Raw genomic sequence first — 17,252 nt, forward strand, 5'->3', positions numbered from 1 at the left:
CGATCGGACCCGCTCCTCGGAGGTGCCCCCGGGTCACGTCGGCAGCGCCGACCGTAGACTGGAGGCCATGTCCGACACGGCTCGTCCCTCTGCCGCCGCCACTCCTGCCGCCGCCACTTCGGCCGGCGCCACCCCGGCCGGCATGCGCACTCCCCTGACGGCGATCGACATCCTCGCCTTCGTGTGCGAGCTCTTCGCGTTCGTCACCCTCGCCATCTGGGGCTTCGCGATGTGGGCGTTCCCGTGGAACATCGTCGCCGGCATCGCCGCACCCGTGGCCGCCATCCTGGTGTGGGCGCTGTTCGTCTCGCCGCGCGCGGTCTTCGAGGTGCACCCGTTCGTGCGGGGCGTCATCGAGCTCCTGGTGTATCTGTCGGCCACCATGGCCTGGTGGAGCATGGGCGCGACCTGGGTGGGCGTCGTCTACGGTCTCGTCGCGGTCGTCGTGGGGGTCCTCGCCGGGCGGCGCCGGTTCGCGTGAGCACCCACGACGAGGTGATCGCCCGTCTGCGGGAGCACCTCGGCGACCGCGTCGACGTCTCGCCCGCCGCACTCGATGCGGCGCGCGCCGACAAGTCCGGGCACGCGGCATCCGGGCGTCCGCTCGCCGTCGTCCATGCGGCATCCGTCGACGACGTGCAGCACACCCTGCGCGTGGCCTCGGCCACCGGGACCCCCGTCGTCACCCGCGGCGCCGGCACGGGCCTGGCCGGCGGCGCGAACGCCGGCGCGGGCGAGATCGCGCTGTCGGTGCGTGACATGGACCGCATCCTCGAGGTCGCACCCGACGACCTCGTCGCCGTCGTCGAGCCGGGCATCATCAACGCCGAACTGAACGCCGCGCTGGCCGCGCACGGCCTGTGGTGGGCTCCCGACCCCGCCAGCCGGGCGATCTCGACCGTCGGGGGCAACATCGCCACCGGCGCCGGCGGGCTGCTGTGCGCGAAGTACGGCGTCGTCCGCGACGCCGTCCTGGGCGTGGACCTCGTGCGCGCCGACGGCCGCCTGCTGCGACTGGGACACCGCACCGTGAAGGGCGTCACCGGCCTGGACCTCACCTCTCTCGTCATCGGCTCCGAGGGGACGCTCGGCGTGATCGTCGCGGCCACGCTGAAGCTGCGGCGCCTCGTTCCTGGCGAGGTCCGCACCCTCGCCGCGACGTTCCCCGACGTCCGCGCCGCCGCGACCGCCGCCGCGGCGGTGACGGCCGCCGGCATCCAGCCGGCGATCATGGAGCTGATGGATGCCGCATCGCTGGCCGCGGCGCACGCGCTGCTCTCGCTCGCGCCCCCGGCTGCGGGCACGGCGCAGCTGACGATCCAGACCGACGGGCCTGCGGCATCCGTCGAAGCCGAGGCGATCAGCGCCGTCCTGGCCGACGCGGGCGGCACCGTCGTGCTCGCGCAGGATCGCGAGGAGGGCGAGCGCCTGCTCACGATCCGGCGTTCGATGCACCCCGCCATGGAGACGCTCGGCCACACCCTCATCGAGGACGTCGCGGTGCCGCGCAGCGCCCTGCCCGCCATGTTCGACGAGATCGCGCGCGTCGAGCGGGAGCACGGCGTGACGATCCCGACCGTGGCGCACGCCGGCGACGGCAACCTGCACCCGAACTTCGTCTTCCCCGCGACCCCCCTCGCCGACGGCACCGTGGAGGTGCCCGCGCACATCTGGGCGGCCGCCGACGATCTCTTCCGGTCAGCGCTGCGACTGGGCGGGACACTCACGGGCGAGCACGGCATCGGCGTGCTCAAGCGCCGGTGGCTGGCCGACGAGCTGGGCACCGATCAGTGGGAGCTGCAACGCGACATCACGCGGGTATTCGACCCTGCCGGCATCCTCAATCCCGGCAAGGTCTTCACGCCGTAGGGGGAGGTGCGCCCCGGGAACGGCTTTCGCAACGGAACCGCAACGATTCGACCGCAAAGCCCCTGTACGGCCCGATTCCCTGCCACCCGCACGGAGGAGTCCCCTACCATTGGTGAACGCTTATCGCAGGGGGTGGTGGCGTGACAGATCTGGCGACCAAGCCGGGCGCGGACGAGAAGCCGTCGGCGCAGTCCACGGCGACCGTGCCGCTCGGCGGCGATGCCGCGTTCGCGTGGGCGCCCGCCGAACCCGCCCCGCGCCGTCGGCGTGTGGGCCTGTGGGTCGGGGTCACCGCAGCGATCGCGGCGATCGCGCTCGTCGCGGCATCCCTGGTCCTCATCGCCCCGGGAACCTCGGTGGCGGGCGTGCAGGTGGGCGGCATGACCGCGGGGGCCGCGGCCGATGCCATCACCCAGCGCCTCGCCGGCACGGTCGTGGTGCTGGACGGCGAAGCCGGACAGGCCGAGTTCACGGGCGCCGACCTCGGTGCCTCGATCGACGGCCGCGGCCTCGCCGACGACGCCTTCGCCCAGCACCCCATGTGGAACCCGACACAGTGGTTCTCGGACCCGTCGACGGCGACCATCAGCCTCGACGCCGCCGCGGTCGAGAGCGCGGTCCGCGCGGCGCTCCCCGAGCTGTACGTGGCCCCGGTCGACGCCACGCTCGCCTATGACGCCGACAAGGTGCGCTACGTCGCCTCCGAGGCCGAGCAGGGTGTGGGCGTCGACGTCGACGCCCTGCGTGTCGCGCTCCAGGAAGCCTTCGACTCCGGTGCCGCGCGCGCCGAGATCGATGTCACGCCCGCTCCGATCGAGCCGACGGTGACCACCGAGGCCGCCGAGGCAGCGGCATCCGAGCTCAACGGCCTCCTCGAGACGGCGGGCTTCTACGTGGGCGACGAGCGCGTGGTGCGGGTCAAGCCGGCCGTCACCGCATCGTGGCTCACCGTGTCGCAGACGGCGGAGGGCGCGTTCGAGATCTCAGCCGACCCGGCCGCGATCCAGAAGGTCGTCGAGGGACTGCCCGAGGCCGTCGAGCGCCAGCCCGTGGATGCCCGCGTGATCACGGACTCGTCCGGCGGCGTGCTCCGCACCGACGTCGCGGGCGTGACCGGCCGCGAGCTCGGCTCGACCGAGGGCCTCGCCGAAGACGTCGCCGCGCAGCTGTCCGAGGGTGACGCGACCTTCGAGCTCACCGTCGCCGAGACGGAGTTCGCCACCGCGGCCGTCTCCCGCCGGATCGAGGTCGACCTGTCGGAGCAGACGACGTATCTGTACGAGAACGAGCAGGTCATCCGCACCTACGCGATATCGTCGGGCCTCGAGGACTCGCTGACGCAGACCGGCTCGTTCCGCGTCTTCGCGCACGTCAGCATGCAGGACATGGGCTGCTTCGAAGGGGCGCCGTACTGCACCGAAGACGTCCCGTGGGTGATGTACTTCAACGGCGACCAGGCCTTCCACGGCGCCTACTGGCACAACAACTTCGGCAACCCGATGAGCCACGGGTGCATCAACATGCCCGTCGATGTGGCCAAGTTCGTCTACGACTGGTCCCCCACCGGCACCGAGGTCTGGATCCACGACTGATTCGCTAGCCTGGCACGGTGCCGAGATTCGACCTGCCGCTGTCAGAGCTGACGACCTACCGCCCCGACGTCCGCGAACCCGCCGACTTCGACGAGTTCTGGACCGCCACCGTGCGCGACGCGCGCGCGGCCGGCGGTGAGGTGATCCTCGACCGGATCGACTCGCCGCTGCGCACCGTCGAGGTGTACGACGTGACTTTCCCCGGTTTCGCGGGAGAGCCGGTCAAGGCGTGGCTCCTCCTCCCAGCCGCGGACGCGGGTCCCCTGCCGGCCGTCGTCGAGTTCAACGGCTACGGCGGAGGCCGCGGCCTCCCGCACGAGCGTCTCGCGTGGTCGGCGGCCGGATTCGCCCACCTGTTCATGGACACGCGCGGCCAGGGCTCGATGTGGGGCGGCGGCGGAGCGACGCCGGACCCGCACGGCAGCGGCCCGGCCGCCTCGGGGTTCATGACCCGCGGCATCGACTCTCCCGAGTCCTACTACTATCGCCGCGTCTTCACCGACGCCGTCCGCGCCGTCGACGCCGTGCGCGGGCTCGACCGCGTCGATGCCACGAAGGTGGTCGTGGCCGGCGGCAGTCAGGGCGGCGGCATCGCGATCGCCGCCGGAGCACTGGCGGGCGACGTCGCCGCCGTGCTCGCGGACGTGCCGTTCCTCTGCCATTTCGAGCGCGCGGTCGGTCTGACCGACCGCGATCCGTACCAGGAGGTCGTGCGCTACCTGTCGGTGCACCGGCACGCCGGGGAGCGGGTGTTCGAGACGTTGTCGTACGTCGACGGGGTGAACTTCGCCGCCCGCATCTCGGCGTCGACGCTCTTCTCCGTCGCACTGCACGACCTCACCTGCCCGCCGTCCACCGTGTACGCCGCGTTCAACCGGATTCCGGCCAGCGACAAGGAGATCCGGGTGTACGAGGCGAACGACCACGAGGGCGGCGGCCCGTACCAATGGGACGAGCAGGTGCGCTTCGTCCGGGAGCGTCTCGGCTGAGTCACCCGCCCGCGGGCGGAACGAGACGAGGGGTGGATGCCGCGGCATCCACCCCTCGTCCTTCCGGCGTCGTCAGGCGATGCCGTCGATGATGCGGTTGAAGGTCGGGGACGGGCGCATGACGTCCTCGACCAGCTCGGCGTCGGGACGGTAGTAGCCGCCGATCTCGGCGGGCTTGCCCTGGACGGCGACGAGCTCGTCGACGATCTGCTGCTCGTTCTCGGCGAGCGCCTGCGCCACGGGCGCGAAGACCGCCGCCAGTTCGGGGTCGGCCTGCTGCGCGGCGAGCTCCTGCACCCAGTAGAGCGCGAGGTAGAAGTGGCTGCCCCGGTTGTCGATCGTGCCGAGTGCGCGCCCCGGCGACTTGTCGTTCTCGAGGAAGCTGCCGGTCGCGGCATCCAGCGTGTCGGCCAGCACCTGGGCCTTGACGTTGCCCGTGTACGTCGCGAGGTGCTCGAGGGAGGCGGCCAGGGCGAAGAACTCGCCGAGGGAGTCCCACCGCAGGTAGTTCTCGGCGACGAGTTGCTGCACGTGCTTGGGGGCCGAGCCGCCGGCGCCGGTCTCGAAGAGCCCGCCACCCGCCAGGAGCGGCACGATCGAGAGCATCTTGGCGCTCGTGCCGACCTCGAGGATCGGGAACAGGTCGGTGAGGTAGTCGCGGAGCACGTTGCCGGTGACCGAGATGGTGTCCTGGCCCTTGCGCAGCCGGTCCAGCGAGTACTGGGTCGCCTCGGCGGGCGCGAGGATCTCGATGGTGAGCCCGTCGGTGTCGTGCTCGGCGAGGTAGGTCTTGACCTTCTCGATGAGCGTGGCGTCGTGCGCGCGGCCCGCGTCGAGCCAGAACACGGCGGGGGCGCCGGTCGCACGCGCCCGGGTGACGGCGAGCTTCACCCAGTCGCGCACCGCGATGTCCTTGGTCTGCGTGGCACGCCAGATGTCACCGGCCTGGACGTCGTGCTCCAGGAGCACGTCACCGGCCTGGTTGCGCACCCGCACGACACCGGCCGCGGCGAGCTCGAAGGTCTTGTCGTGGCTGCCGTACTCTTCGGCGGCCTGCGCCATGAGACCGACGTTGGGGACGGTCCCGATCGTCGCGGGATCGAGCGGTCCGTGGGCGATGACGTCATCGATCACGGTCTGGTAGACCCCGGCGTAGGACGAGTCGGGGATGACCGCGAGCGTGTCGTCCTCTCCCCCGTCGACGCCCCAGAGCTTGCCGCCGTTGCGGACGAGCGCGGGCATCGAGGCGTCGATGATCACGTCGGAGGGGACGTGGAGGTTCGTGATCCCCTTGTCGGAGTTGACGTACGACACGCGCGGACCGGCGGCGAGGGCCCGGTCGAACGCCGCGGCGATCTCTGCCCCGCCCTCGACGCGGTCCAGGCTCGACAGAATCGAGCCGAGTCCGTCGTTCGGGGTGAGACCCGCTGCGGCGAGCGCGGCGCCGTGGGTGTCGAACACGTCGGCGAAGAAGGCCGTCACGACGTGGCCGAAGATGATGGGGTCGCTGACCTTCATCATCGTCGCCTTGAGGTGCACCGAGTACAGCACGTCCTCGGCCTTGGCCGTCTCGAGGGTCTCGGCGAGGAAGGCGTCCAGTGCCGCCGCCGACAGGAACGTGGCGTCGACGATCTCGTTCTCGAGCACCTTGATGCCCGACTTCAGGGTCGTGGTGGTGCCGTCCTCGGCGGTGTGCTCGATGGTGAGCACGTCGTCGGCCGGGATGACGACCGAGGTCTCGTTGGAGCGGAAGTCGTCGTGGCCCATCGTCGCCACGCGCGTCTTCGATCCCTCGGGGAACGGCTTGTTGCGGTGCGGGTGCTTGCGGGCGTAGTTCTTCACCGACAGCGGCGCGCGGCGGTCGCTGTTGCCCTCGCGCAGCACCGGGTTGACCGCGGAGCCCTTGATGCGGTCGTAGCGGGCGCGGACGTCCTTCTCTTCGAGCGTCTGAGGCTCGTCCGGGTAGTCGGGGATGTCGAAGCCCTGCGACTTCAGTTCAGCGATCGCCGCCTTGAGCTGCGGGATCGAGGCCGAGATGTTCGGCAGCTTGATGATGTTCGCCTCGGGGAGCGTCGCGAGTCCGCCGAGCTCGGCGAGGGCGTCGCCCACCTGCTGCTCCGGGGTCAGCCGCTGCGGGAACGCCGCGAGGATGCGGCCGCCGAGCGAGATGTCTCGCGTCTCGACGTCGACCCCCGCCTGGCGGGTCAGCGCCTGCACGATCGGCAGGAAAGACGCGGTCGCAAGCGCCGGCGCCTCGTCGGTATAGGTGTAGATGATGGTCGAATCAGTCACCGGTGTCGTCTTTCGTCGCGGGTCGGCGATCAGCCTATCGCACAGGGCGAAAGTATCTCGACGTCAAGATAAACCCGGTCGATGTGACGATGCGCGCGTGACCGGCACGGGTATTGCGGATACCCTGTGGTCCATGGCTGAACTGCGACTCGAGGAACTCTCCGCCGCAACCATCGTGGCGGTCAACAATCTGTCGCTCAAGCCCGGGCAGGAGCAGTTCCTCGCCCCGGTCAGCTACGGGATCGCCGCGACCGTGATCAACCCGAAGACGTCGTGGCAGCGCGTCGTCCTGGACGGCGACGAGGTCGTCGGCTTCGTCAGCGCCAACTTCGACGACGAGGCTCCCGAGGAGCACTTCAAGTCCGTGCTCTGGCGCATCAACGTCGACGCGGACGATCAGGGACGCGGCGTGGGTCGATTCGCCGTCCAGAAGCTGATCGACGAAGCCCGCGAGCGGGGCATGTCCCACGTCAACGTCATCTACGAGGCCGGCGAGGGCGGGCCCGAGGCGTTCTTCCGCCGGGTCGGGTTCACCCCCGTGGGAGAGACCGAGTACAGCGAGGTCATCGCCGAGATCCGGCTCTGACCGCCTGAGCCGGCTCGCCCGGCATCCGCTCGCCGGTCACGCGAATCCGGAATCCGGACGTTCCGGCGCGACTCACGAGACCGGTCCGGCCCCGGCCGACCCGACGATCTGCGACGAGGATCGGCTGGCGGCATGGGTGCGCGACGCGGGAGGCATCGCCCATCGCCTCGCCGTCGTCGAAGCGGGATTTCCGCTCCCAGCGCACCAGCGGGCTGTGAACGCGGGCGCCGTGAGCCGCATCCGACGCCATTGGCTGGCCACCTCCAACGCGCCCGAGGGACTGCGGACCGCGGCTGAGAACAGCGCGAGCCTGACGTGCGTGTCGGCCGCACGCCACCGCGGCTGGTGGATCCCCGAAGGCGTACCGGACGGAATCCACCTGCGCTTCGAGCCGCACGGAACCAAGCCGGCGTCCCAAAACCTCACCACCCACTGGACCCGGCGCATCGCACCGCCCCCGGGATACGGGCTGATCGAGTCGGTCGAAGACACGCTCGCGCATGTCGCGCTGTGCCTGCCTCCGGAGTCCGCGCAGGTGGTGTGGAACTCGGCCGCGGGGATCGAGGGCCTGTCGCCGCGGGCGCTGCAGCGTGTGAGATGGCGCACCGCTGCGGCCCGCCGGTGCGCCGGGCGGGTGTCGGCGCAGTCGGACTCGGGTCTGGAGACCATCGCCTTGGTGCGCCTCGCTCCCCTCGGCGTTCCCATCGCCCAGCAGGTCGTGCTGCTGGGCCGCCCCGTCGATCTGCTGGTCGGCGAACGGCTCGTCGTGCAGATCGACGGCTTCGAGCACCACTCGTCGTCAGCGCAGCGCACGAAGGACGTGCGCTTCGACGCGGAACTGGTCCTGGCCGGCTTCACCGTGCTGCGGTTCACCTATGCGCAGGTCGTACACGACTGGGACCACGTCGAGCGGACGGTCGCGCGGGCCATCGCCGCCGGGGCGCATCTGACACGTTGAGACCCTGATCGCAAGCCGGGCGGCCCCGGGTCAGTCTGCGGGCGCCCGCTCGCCGGTGCCGCGCTCGACCACCCACGTGGGCAGCTGCAGCTGCTTGGTGAAGCCCCCGGGGTCCTGCATGCGCTCGATCGCCAGGCTCGCCGCCGCGCGCCCGAGACCCAGCGGGTCGTAGCTGATCACCGAGACGCCGAGCACGTCCGCGGTGTCGAAGTCGTCGAACCCGATGAGGGCGACACCGTCTCCACCCACACGGTCGCGCAGGTGCCGGAGGGCGCCGATCGTCACGCGGTTGTTCCCCGTCACGAGCGCCGTCGGCGGGTCGTCGGTGTCGAACAGGTCGGCGACGAGGCGATCGGCGGGCAGTGCCGGATCGTCGGCCAGCCGCTCCCAGCGAGCCGAATCGTGGATGCCGTGAGCGGCGAGCGCGTCGCGATACCCCCGCAGGCGTTCGGACTGGGTGTAGACCGACGCGGGGTTGCAGACGTAGCCGATGCGGCGGTGTCCGCGCGCGAGCAGTCGGCTGACGGCCTCGAACACCCCGTCACGGTTCTCGAGGACGATCGAGTCGGCCACCAGGTTTCGCGCGGGACGGTCGATCGCGATCACCGGAGTGCCGAGGTGCCGCTCGCCTTCGAGGTAGGACTGGTCCTCGGCGACGGGGATGAGCAACAGCGCCCCCAGCCGCTGCCCCAGGAGCGCCTCGGCGACCCGCTCCTCCCCCTCGGGGGTGTCGTCGGTCGTCGCCACGACGAGCGAGAAGCCGCTGGCGGCGAGTTCGCGTTCGATCCCGGCGGCCACCTTGTAGTAGAAGGGGTTGTTCAGCTCGCCCATGATGAACCCGATCGTGTTCGTCGAGCCGCCGCGGCGCAGGCTCCGGGCGAGCGGGTTGGGACGGAACCGCAGGCGCTTGGCCGCGACGAGCACGCGCTCGACCGTGTCCGGAGCCACGAGGTCGCGATGGGTGAAGACGCGCGACACCGTCTTCGAGCTCACTCCGGCGAGCCGTGCGACGTCTTCGAGCGTCGCGCGCTGCTGAACGGTCATCGCGGCCTCCTCACCACCGCACACATTAGCACGGTGGAGCAAATGTCGACGTAGGACATTCTCGCGACATTGCTCCGCTCGTGAACCAATAGATCCGTGATAAATGCCAGGTCAGAGGTGTTTCTTACCTGACTGTTCGGAATCGGACACGGAAAGACAGCGCTGACATCGGATGCTTGCGCGACGCCGCTCGCACTGCTTACGCTGACCTCGCGACGACCCCACGCATCGATGCGGCGGCACCCGCGTCGGCAGTTTCAAGGGCGAACCTGACAAGGAGAAATCACATGGCGAAGAAGGCACTGGCGGGCATCGGCCTGCTGGCCACCGCGGCGGCGATCAGCGGCTGCGCAGGTGGAGGAGGCGCAGGCAGCACCGACAACACGATCGACGGCGAGGTCGCCGGCGACATCAAAGTCGTCACGTGGCGCACCGACCTCGTCGAGGACGGCACTTTCGAGAAGTACGCCGAGGCGTTCAATGAGGAGTACCCGGACGTCAACGTCACATTCGAGGGGATCACCGACTACGCCGGCGAGATGCAGACGCGCATGTCGACGACCAACTACGGCGACGTCATCGGAATCCCCGCCATCCAGCCCAGCCAGTTCGAGCAGTTCCTCGAGCCGCTCGGCGACACGTCCTCCTTCGAGGACACCTATCGGTTCCTGCCGGCGGCGAGCTACGACGGCACCCAGTACGGCATCGCCTTCGGCGGCAACGCCAACGGCGTGGTGTACAACAAGCGGGTCTTCGACGAGGCCGGCGTGACCGAGCTGCCGACGACCGAGGACGAATGGCTCGAGGCCCTGCAGCAGGTCAAGGACAACACCGACGCGATCCCGCTGTACACCAACTACAAGGACGGCTGGCCGCTGACGCAGAGCTTCGGCAACCTCGGCGTCGTCACCAACGACCCGGACGCGCCGATGACCATGGCGGAGGATCCGGCACCGTGGACCGAGGGCACGGACATGTACGCCATCGACTCGCTGCTGTACGAATCGGTCGCCGCCGGCCTCACCGAGGATGACCCGCTCACCACCAACTGGGAGCAGTCGAAGGTGGATCTCGGCACCGGCAAGATCGCCGCGATGACGCTCGGGTCCTGGGCCATCTCGCAGATGCAGGCGGCCGCCGAGGACAACGGCGCCTCCGCCGATGACATCGGCTTCATGGCCTTCCCGGCCAACGTCGACGGCACCCAGTACGCGGTCGTCGGCGGCGACTACAACCTCGCTGTCAGCAGGCACTCCGACGCGAAGGCCGCCGCATGGGCGTGGATCCAGTGGGTGGTCGAGGACTCGGGATACACCGAGGCACAGGGCATGATCTCACCGGTGCTGGCCAAGGACCTTCCCGAGAATCTGCAGGGCTTCGCCGAGGCGGGTGTGGAGCTCATGGAGATCAACCCGGCACCGGCCGGGAAAGAGGGTCTGATCAACGACATCGCGAACGACTCTCAGATCGACCTGTACGGACCTCTCTACCGGCAGAAGCTCGTCGACATCGCCCGCGGCGCCGCAGACGGCGACAAGGACGGGTACTTCGCAGAGCTCAACGAGCGCTGGGGCGCCTCGGTCGACAAGCTCGCCGGCAGCTGAGCGGGACGGACGGCAGAGATATGGCGATCGCAACACCTGGAGCAGCCCCCGCGGATGCCCCTGCCGTCCTGTCCGCTCCCGTGCGGGCGCGCCGGAGCCGCGGGATCCTCCCCCGCCGGCCCGGGCGCCCGCGTGGCGGCCGCGCACGGCGCGGCACGGCGCAGCGGCTCACCCCGTGGCTGTTCCTGTCGGCAGCGGTGGGACTGCTCCTCCTCTTCACCTACTGGCCGGCCCTGAACCTCTTCTACTACAGCGTCACCGACTGGGACGGCATAGACCTCACGAAGAACCTCGTGGGGCTCGACAACTACGTGCGCGTGTTCACGGACCCCCGCATCTTCAGCGTCTTCGGGGTGAGCCTGTACTACTTCGCCGCCTCGTTCGTGCAGATGGCGATCGCCCTCTACTTCGCCACGATCCTCAGTTTCTCGACGCGCTTCTCGAGCCTGTTCCGCGGCATCCTGTTCTTCCCGTACCTGATCAACGGGGTCGCCGTCGGGTTCGTCTTCCTCTACCTCTTCCAGCCCGGCGGCACGCTCGACACGGTGCTGGCGTGGTTCGGCCTCGCCGACCCGCCGCAGTGGCTGGGCGACCCCGACATCGTGAACTGGTCCCTCGCCGGCACATCCGTGTGGCGCTACACCGGATTGAACTTCGTCCTGTTCCTCGGCGCGATCCAGTCCATCCCCCACGAGCTGTACGAGGCCGCCGACCTCGACGGCGCCTCGAAGTGGCAGCAGTTCTGGGCAATCATCTTCCCCGGCATCCGGCGGATCATCGGGCTGTCGTTCATCCTGGCCATCGCCGGGAGCCTCAGCGTGTTCGAGGTTCCGTTCATCATGACTGGGGGCGCGAACGGCTCGGCGACCTTCGTGATCCAGACGCTGCAGACCGCGTTCAGCTTCCGCCAGGTGGGCCTGGCCTCCGCCATGGCGGTGGTCCTGCTGGTGATCGTCCTGGTGGTGACGGTCATCCAGCGCAGACTGTTCCCCGACGAGAAGGTGGATCTGACATGACCACGGAGCGCATCAGCATCCGCCAGCCCGTCAGGAGCGGGCTCACCCCGTTGAAACGACTGAAGGGGATAAGCGCGACGACGGCGAAGTACACGAGCCTCGTCCTCGCCGCCGTCGTGACCCTCCTCCCCCTCTCGGTGCTGCTCTTCGCGAGCCTGAAGACCTCGTCCGAGTACGCGACGACGGGTCCGTTCGACCCACCGGAGAACTGGCTCAACGTCGACAACTTCGTCACCGCCTTCACCAGCGGCAGGATGCTGGAGGGCTTCATCAACACCAGCGTGGTGCTGGCCGTCTCGCTGGTGGGCACGATCTTCATCGGAACGATGGCCGCCTACGCGCTCGACCGCTTCGCCTTCCGGGGCAAGACGCTCGTCGTGGGCCTCTTCCTCGTCGCCACGCTGATCCCGGGTGTGACGAGCCAGGTCGCCACGTTCCAGCTGGTCAACGGTCTCGGGCTCTACGACACCAAGGCCGCGCTCATCCTGCTCTTCATGGGCACCGACATCATCGCCATCTACCTGTTCATCCAGTTCATGCAGTCGATCCCCGTCTCGCTGGACGAGGCGGCGATGATCGACGGCGCGAACCGGTGGACCATCTACTGGCGGGTCGTGCTGCCGCTGCTCAAGCCCGCGATCGCCACGGTCGTGATCATCAAGGGCATCGCGATCTACAACGAGTTCTACACCCCCTTCCTCTACCTCCCGTCCGAGGGCCTCATCTCCACGTCGCTGTTCCGGTTCAAAGGACCTTTCGGCGCACAGTGGGAGGTGATCGCCGCCGGAACCGTCGTCGTCATCATCCCCACCCTGATCGCCTTCCTGCTGCTGCAGCGGTGGATCTACCGTGGCCTCACCTCAGGAGCCGTCAAATGACCGTCCCCGCAGCACCCGTCGCCACCGGAACCCAGCGAGCGGGCATCGTGCGGATCCCTCTCCACGACGGCTGGCGGATGCGCGCCGACGCAGGGCCGGCCCCGCACCCGATCACCGGCGCCGTCGTGGATGCCACCGTGCCCGGCTGCGTGCACACCGATCTGCTCGCCGCGGGGCTCATCCCCGATCCGTACCTCGACGACAACGAATCGGCGCTGGCCTGGATCGGCCTCGTGGACTGGACGTATTCGTCGTCGTTCCGGTGGAATGACGACGGCGCCGACCGCGTGGACCTCGTCTTCGACGGGCTCGACACCGTCGCCACCGTCTCGCTGAACGGCACCGACGTGGGCGCGACGTTCAACCAGCACCGGTCGTATCGGTTCGCGGTGCGCGAGCTGCTGACGGAAGGCGACAACGATCTCGTCGTGCGCTTCCGGTCGCCGATCAAGTACGCCAACGAGCAGAGCCTCCTCCTCGGCGCCCGCGAACGCCCCTATCCGCTGCCGTACGAGGCGATCCGCAAGTCCGCGTGCAATTTCGGGTGGGACTGGGGCATCGCCACCTACACCAGCGGCATCGTGGGTGCGGTCTCGCTCGAGAGCTGGTCGGTCGCCCGGCTCGCCGCGGTCCGGGTGACCGCTCGGCCGACGGGGCCGACCACCGGTGACGTCGCAGTGGCCGTCGACCTCGAGCGCTCCGGGGAACGCCCTCTGTCGCTGACCGTCCGTGCGGGCGAGGCGGCGGTCACCGTCGACATCGACGCGGGGGCGACCGCCGCCGCCGCCACCCTCGCCCTGGAAGGCGTCGAGCGATGGTGGCCGACGGGATACGGATCGGCGTCACTCACGGACGTGACGGTCGAGCTCGCCGACGCCGACGGCTCGGTCCTCGACGACGCCCGCCGCCGGGTCGGCTTCCGTGACGTGAGGTGGGAGACGACGCCGGACAGCGCGGGCACGCCGTTCACCCTGGTCGTCAACGATCAGCCCGTCTTCGTCAAGGGGGCGAACTGGATCCCCGATGACGCCCTCCCGGTGCGGGTCACGCGCGACCGGCTGCGCCGCCGGCTCGAGCAGGCCGTCGAGGCGAACCTCAACCTCATCCGCGTATGGGGCGGGGGGCTGTACGAATCCGACGACTTCTACGACCTGTGCGACGAGCTCGGGCTGCTCACCTGGCAGGACTTCCTGTTCGCGTGCGCGGCGTACCCCGAAGAGGAGCCGCTGCGCTCCGAGATCGAGGCCGAAGCCCGCGAGAACATCACCCGGCTGAGCCACCACGCGTCGCTGGTCCTGCTGACGGGGAACAACGAGAACCTGTGGGGGTTCGAGGACTGGGGGTGGAAGGAGCGGCTCGACGGGAAGACGTGGGGGGCGTACTACTACTACGACCTCTTCCCCGCCCTCCTCGACGAGCTCGCCCCGCACGTGCCGTACGCACCCGGCAGTCCCTTCAGTCCGGGTGGACAGCATCCCAACGACGAGGCGCACGGCTCGATGCACCTGTGGGAGCAGTGGAACCGCCGGGACTGGACGACCTACCGCGAACACCGCCCCCGCTTCCTTGCGGAGTTCGGCTGGCAGGGGCCGCCCGCGTGGAGCACGCTCACCCGGGCGATCTCGGACGATCCGCTGACCCCGGAGTCGCCCGGGATGATCGTGCACCAGAAGGCCATGGAGGGCAACGTCAAGCTGACGAACGGCCTGGTCCCGCACTTCCGCGTGCCGCAGACCATGGAGGACTGGCACTGGGCGATGCAGCTCAATCAGGCCCTCGCCGTCCGCACCGCGCTCGAGCACTTCCGCTCGTGGGCGCCGCACACGATGGGCGCCGTCGTCTGGCAGCTCAACGACTGCTGGCCGGTGACCTCGTGGGCGGCCATCGACGGCGACGAGCGCCCCAAGCCGCTGTTCTCCGCGCTTCGCTACGCCTTCGCCCCCCGCCTGGCCACGATCCAGCCTCGCCCGGACGGTCTCTCGCTGGTGCTGAGCAACGACACCTCCGAGCCGTGGTCGGGCGAGGCCGTCATCCGACGCGTGGGATTCGACGGACGCGAACGCGAGGGGTTCGCCCACCCGGTGACCCTCGCGCCGCGCGAGACCTCGACGGTGCCGCTCCCGGCCTCGATCACGACGCCGGACGATGCCGCCGGCGAGCTGGTCGTCGCGGACCTCGATGGCGCTCGGGCGCTGTGGTTCTTCGCCGAACCGCGCGACAGCGCCCTCCCTCCCGCCGATGTCGCGGTCCACGTGGTCGCCGACGCGGGCGGCTCCCGGGTGACGGTGACCGCGGCGAGCCTGGTGCGGGATCTGACGCTGCTGGTCGACAAGATCGATCCGGATGCCGTGGCCGACGCCGCACTGATCACCCTGCTCCCGGGTGAGAGCGCCGACATCTTCGTCCGCCACTCCGGCAGCGTGCCGGCCCCGGCCTTCGCGGATCCGCGCGTCCTCCGGACGGCGAACGAACTGGTGGGCCGATGAGCGGCGCGCTGACGGCGCCGATGTGCGGCATGACGTGGGGATGGGTCGGTGTCCGCGGCACCTGGGCGACCCCCGCGGCGGACCGGTCGATGGCGCTGATGCGAGAGCATGCGGTGACCTGGACGGCCCTGGCCTATTCGGCGCTGCAGGACACGCCTTTCAGCACCGAGATCCGCTTCGCGCAGGCTCCGACCGTGACCGACGGCGAGATCGTCCGGGCCATGCGCGAGGCCAAGCGCCTGGGCATGAAGGTGTGCCTGAAGCCGGTGGTCAACTGCGCGGACGGCACGTGGCGCGCCCACATCGGCTTCTTCGATCAGGACGTGCCGGGAGAGCCGACGTGGACGCAGTGGTTCGCGTCCTACCGCGCGTTCCTGCTGCATGCGGCTCGGCTCGCCGAGGCGGAGAATGCAGACATGCTCTGCATCGGGTGCGAGATGGTCCGCGCGGACGGCCAGGAGGCGCACTGGCGCGCACTCATCGCCGACATCCGCGAGGTGTACTCGGGACCGCTCACCTACAACTGCGACAAGTACCAGGAGGATCGCCTCACCTGGTGGGACGCGGTCGACGTCATCAGCTCGAGCGGCTACTACCCGATCGACAGCTGGCCGGCCCAGCTCGATCGGATCGAGCGGGTGGTCTCGGTCCACGACAAGCCGTTCGTCTTCATGGAGGCGGGATGCCCGAGCCGAGAGGGCTCGGCGCAGGCCCCCAACGACTGGACGCTCGCGGGGGCTCCCTCCGGGGAGGAGCAGGCGCGCTACTACCGCGCGATGTTCGACGCGTGCGCGCAGCGCCCGTGGGTCGAGGGTTTCATGCTGTGGGACTGGCCGGCCGATCTCTACGACGAGGCGGATGCGGCGCGGAACGACGACTACTGCCCCTACGGCAAGCCGGCCGGCGACCTCCTGCGGGAGCGGTACACCGGGATCCAGCGGAAGGCCCTGTCGTGAGCGAGACGAGAGGCGTGCTGGCCATCGACGCCGGCCAGACCGGCATCAAGGTGCGCGTGCAGGCGGGCGCAGCCGCCCGTGACGAGGTCTTCCCCGGAATCCGCACGCACGAGCCGCTGCTGGCGCAGCTCGCCGCCGTGGTGCGCACCGTCCTGGCGCGCAGTCCGCTGGACATCTCGGTGGTCGCCGCGGGCGTGTCGGGGCTGACGGCCCTCGAAGCCGACGCCGGGGGCCTGCTCGCGGCGATCGGCGATCCGCGCATCCGCGAGGTGGTGCTCACCCACGACTCCACCACCTCGTACCTCGGGGCGATGGGAGACGAGCGGGGCGCGGTCGTCGCGGCCGGCACGGGCGTGGTGACCCTCGCGGTCGGCGCGAGCACGACGGCGCGGGTCGACGGCTGGGGCTACCTCATGGGCGACGCCGGCAGCGGCTACTGGATCGGGCGCGAGGCCCTGGACGCCGTGATGCGGGCGTTCGACGGGCGCGGCGCACCCACCGCCCTCACCGACGTGGCGCGGTTGCACTGGCCCGACCTGACGCAGGCGTACATCGCCCTGCAGACCGGCGACGACAGGGTGCGCACCATCGCCTCGTTCGCCGAGGACGTCGCACGTCTGGCCGGCGAAGGCGACGCCGTATGCCGGTTCATCACCGTCCGCGCCGGCGGCGAACTCGCCCACAGCGTCGAGACGGCCCTCCGACGGGTGCGCGAGGCCGACGAGGCGTTCGACGTGTGCGCCATCGGAGGGGTGTTCCGCTCGCCCCAGCTGCGCGAGGCGTTCGCGTCCCACCTGGCCGCCAGCGAGTTCGACATCACCCTGGTCGAGCCGCTCGGCCACGGCATCGACGGCGCGGTGGCTCTGGCCCATCTGCCCTCCGGGCACCCTCTGGCCGGAACGGTCTCGTCCGCGCGGGCGGGCGACCACGCAACCCTCGGAATCCCTTCGAGCGGCGTGCGCGAAGCGGGTTGAGACGACGG

Annotated in this window: 14 protein-coding genes; 12 read left to right on the forward strand and 2 right to left on the reverse strand. The window is 69.9% G+C overall.

The window, feature by feature from the left end; all coding sequences use genetic code 11:
• Window positions 1-67 precede the first annotated feature (67 nt).
• The 4 genes from NFR93_RS11485 (at window position 68) to NFR93_RS11500 (ending at window position 4,450) form a co-directional block, all read left to right on the forward strand.
• Window positions 68-481: a YrdB family protein gene (locus NFR93_RS11485; RefSeq protein ID WP_251453366.1), complete on the forward strand. Its 414-nt coding sequence runs from the start codon at window positions 68-70 to the stop codon at window positions 479-481.
• Entirely contained in the window at window positions 478-1,869 is a 1,392-nt protein-coding gene (locus NFR93_RS11490) for an FAD-binding oxidoreductase (protein ID WP_251453368.1), read from the forward strand. Before NFR93_RS11485 ends, NFR93_RS11490 begins: the two co-directional genes overlap by 4 nt.
• Before the next feature lie 140 nt (window positions 1,870-2,009).
• Window positions 2,010-3,461 carry a L,D-transpeptidase family protein gene (locus NFR93_RS11495; protein WP_251453370.1) on the forward strand — a complete coding sequence of 484 codons (1,452 nt, stop codon included), beginning with the start codon at window positions 2,010-2,012 and terminating at the stop codon, window positions 3,459-3,461.
• Window positions 3,462-3,478: 17 nt separating this feature from the next.
• The gene (locus tag NFR93_RS11500; RefSeq protein ID WP_251453372.1) at window positions 3,479-4,450 is read left to right on the forward strand and encodes an acetylxylan esterase; all 972 of its coding nucleotides are present in this window, start codon (window positions 3,479-3,481) and stop codon (window positions 4,448-4,450) included.
• 72 nt (window positions 4,451-4,522) lie between these two features.
• Here NFR93_RS11500 and NFR93_RS11505 read toward each other — a convergent pair whose 3' ends face one another.
• Window positions 4,523-6,742, reverse strand: a complete 2,220-nt coding sequence (locus NFR93_RS11505) for an NADP-dependent isocitrate dehydrogenase (protein ID WP_251453374.1) — start codon at window positions 6,740-6,742, stop codon at window positions 4,523-4,525.
• A 133-nt stretch (window positions 6,743-6,875) separates the two neighbouring features.
• Here NFR93_RS11505 and NFR93_RS11510 point away from each other — a divergent pair, with 133 nt between their 5' ends.
• The gene (locus NFR93_RS11510; protein ID WP_251453375.1) at window positions 6,876-7,328 is read left to right on the forward strand and encodes a GNAT family N-acetyltransferase; all 453 of its coding nucleotides are present in this window, start codon (window positions 6,876-6,878) and stop codon (window positions 7,326-7,328) included.
• A gap of 229 nt (window positions 7,329-7,557) precedes the next feature.
• Window positions 7,558-8,286 carry an endonuclease domain-containing protein gene (locus tag NFR93_RS11515; RefSeq protein WP_251453377.1) on the forward strand — a complete coding sequence of 243 codons (729 nt, stop codon included), beginning with the start codon at window positions 7,558-7,560 and terminating at the stop codon, window positions 8,284-8,286.
• Between the two features lie 30 nt (window positions 8,287-8,316).
• On the opposite strand, the gene NFR93_RS11520 is transcribed toward NFR93_RS11515, so the two are convergent.
• Window positions 8,317-9,330 carry a LacI family DNA-binding transcriptional regulator gene (locus tag NFR93_RS11520; protein WP_251453378.1) on the reverse strand — a complete coding sequence of 338 codons (1,014 nt, stop codon included), beginning with the start codon at window positions 9,328-9,330 and terminating at the stop codon, window positions 8,317-8,319.
• Window positions 9,331-9,617: 287 nt separating this feature from the next.
• Between NFR93_RS11520 and NFR93_RS11525 the strand changes: the two genes are divergently transcribed.
• From NFR93_RS11525 to NFR93_RS11550, 6 genes are read left to right on the forward strand one after another with little or no spacing between them, the layout of a single operon-like run.
• The gene (locus NFR93_RS11525; protein WP_251453384.1) at window positions 9,618-10,934 is read left to right on the forward strand and encodes an ABC transporter substrate-binding protein; all 1,317 of its coding nucleotides are present in this window, start codon (window positions 9,618-9,620) and stop codon (window positions 10,932-10,934) included.
• A gap of 20 nt (window positions 10,935-10,954) precedes the next feature.
• Window positions 10,955-11,950: a carbohydrate ABC transporter permease gene (locus NFR93_RS11530; RefSeq protein WP_251453385.1), complete on the forward strand. Its 996-nt coding sequence runs from the start codon at window positions 10,955-10,957 to the stop codon at window positions 11,948-11,950.
• Window positions 11,947-12,828 (forward strand): carbohydrate ABC transporter permease, encoded by an 882-nt coding sequence (locus NFR93_RS11535; protein ID WP_251453386.1) that lies wholly within the window; start codon window positions 11,947-11,949, stop codon window positions 12,826-12,828. Before NFR93_RS11530 ends, NFR93_RS11535 begins: the two co-directional genes overlap by 4 nt.
• Window positions 12,825-15,314, forward strand: a complete 2,490-nt coding sequence (locus tag NFR93_RS11540) for a glycoside hydrolase family 2 protein (protein ID WP_251453388.1) — start codon at window positions 12,825-12,827, stop codon at window positions 15,312-15,314. The genes NFR93_RS11535 and NFR93_RS11540 overlap by 4 nt, the downstream gene beginning before the upstream one ends.
• Window positions 15,311-16,270 carry a glycoside hydrolase family 113 gene (locus NFR93_RS11545; protein WP_251453390.1) on the forward strand — a complete coding sequence of 320 codons (960 nt, stop codon included), beginning with the start codon at window positions 15,311-15,313 and terminating at the stop codon, window positions 16,268-16,270. Before NFR93_RS11540 ends, NFR93_RS11545 begins: the two co-directional genes overlap by 4 nt.
• A complete protein-coding gene (locus NFR93_RS11550) occupies window positions 16,267-17,244 on the forward strand; it encodes an N-acetylglucosamine kinase (RefSeq protein ID WP_251453392.1) in 978 nt (325 codons plus the stop codon). The genes NFR93_RS11545 and NFR93_RS11550 overlap by 4 nt, the downstream gene beginning before the upstream one ends.
• Window positions 17,245-17,252: the final 8 nt, after the last annotated feature.

It is taken from the genome of Microbacterium sp. Marseille-Q6648 (assembly GCF_943181415.1).
GTDB lineage: Bacteria > Actinomycetota > Actinomycetes > Actinomycetales > Microbacteriaceae > Microbacterium.

Coding starts and splice junctions, on each gene's coding strand:
- NFR93_RS11510 (WP_251453375.1), top strand. CDS start 6,876: ATGGCTGAACTGCGACTCGAGGAACTCTCCGCCGCAACCATCGTGGCG.
- NFR93_RS11525 (WP_251453384.1), top strand. CDS start 9,618: ATGGCGAAGAAGGCACTGGCGGGCATCGGCCTGCTGGCCACCGCGGCG.
- NFR93_RS11485 (WP_251453366.1), top strand. CDS start 68: ATGTCCGACACGGCTCGTCCCTCTGCCGCCGCCACTCCTGCCGCCGCC.
- NFR93_RS11545 (WP_251453390.1), top strand. CDS start 15,311: ATGAGCGGCGCGCTGACGGCGCCGATGTGCGGCATGACGTGGGGATGG.
- NFR93_RS11520 (WP_251453378.1), bottom strand. CDS start 9,330: ATGACCGTTCAGCAGCGCGCGACGCTCGAAGACGTCGCACGGCTCGCC.
- NFR93_RS11540 (WP_251453388.1), top strand. CDS start 12,825: ATGACCGTCCCCGCAGCACCCGTCGCCACCGGAACCCAGCGAGCGGGC.
- NFR93_RS11530 (WP_251453385.1), top strand. CDS start 10,955: ATGGCGATCGCAACACCTGGAGCAGCCCCCGCGGATGCCCCTGCCGTC.
- NFR93_RS11535 (WP_251453386.1), top strand. CDS start 11,947: ATGACCACGGAGCGCATCAGCATCCGCCAGCCCGTCAGGAGCGGGCTC.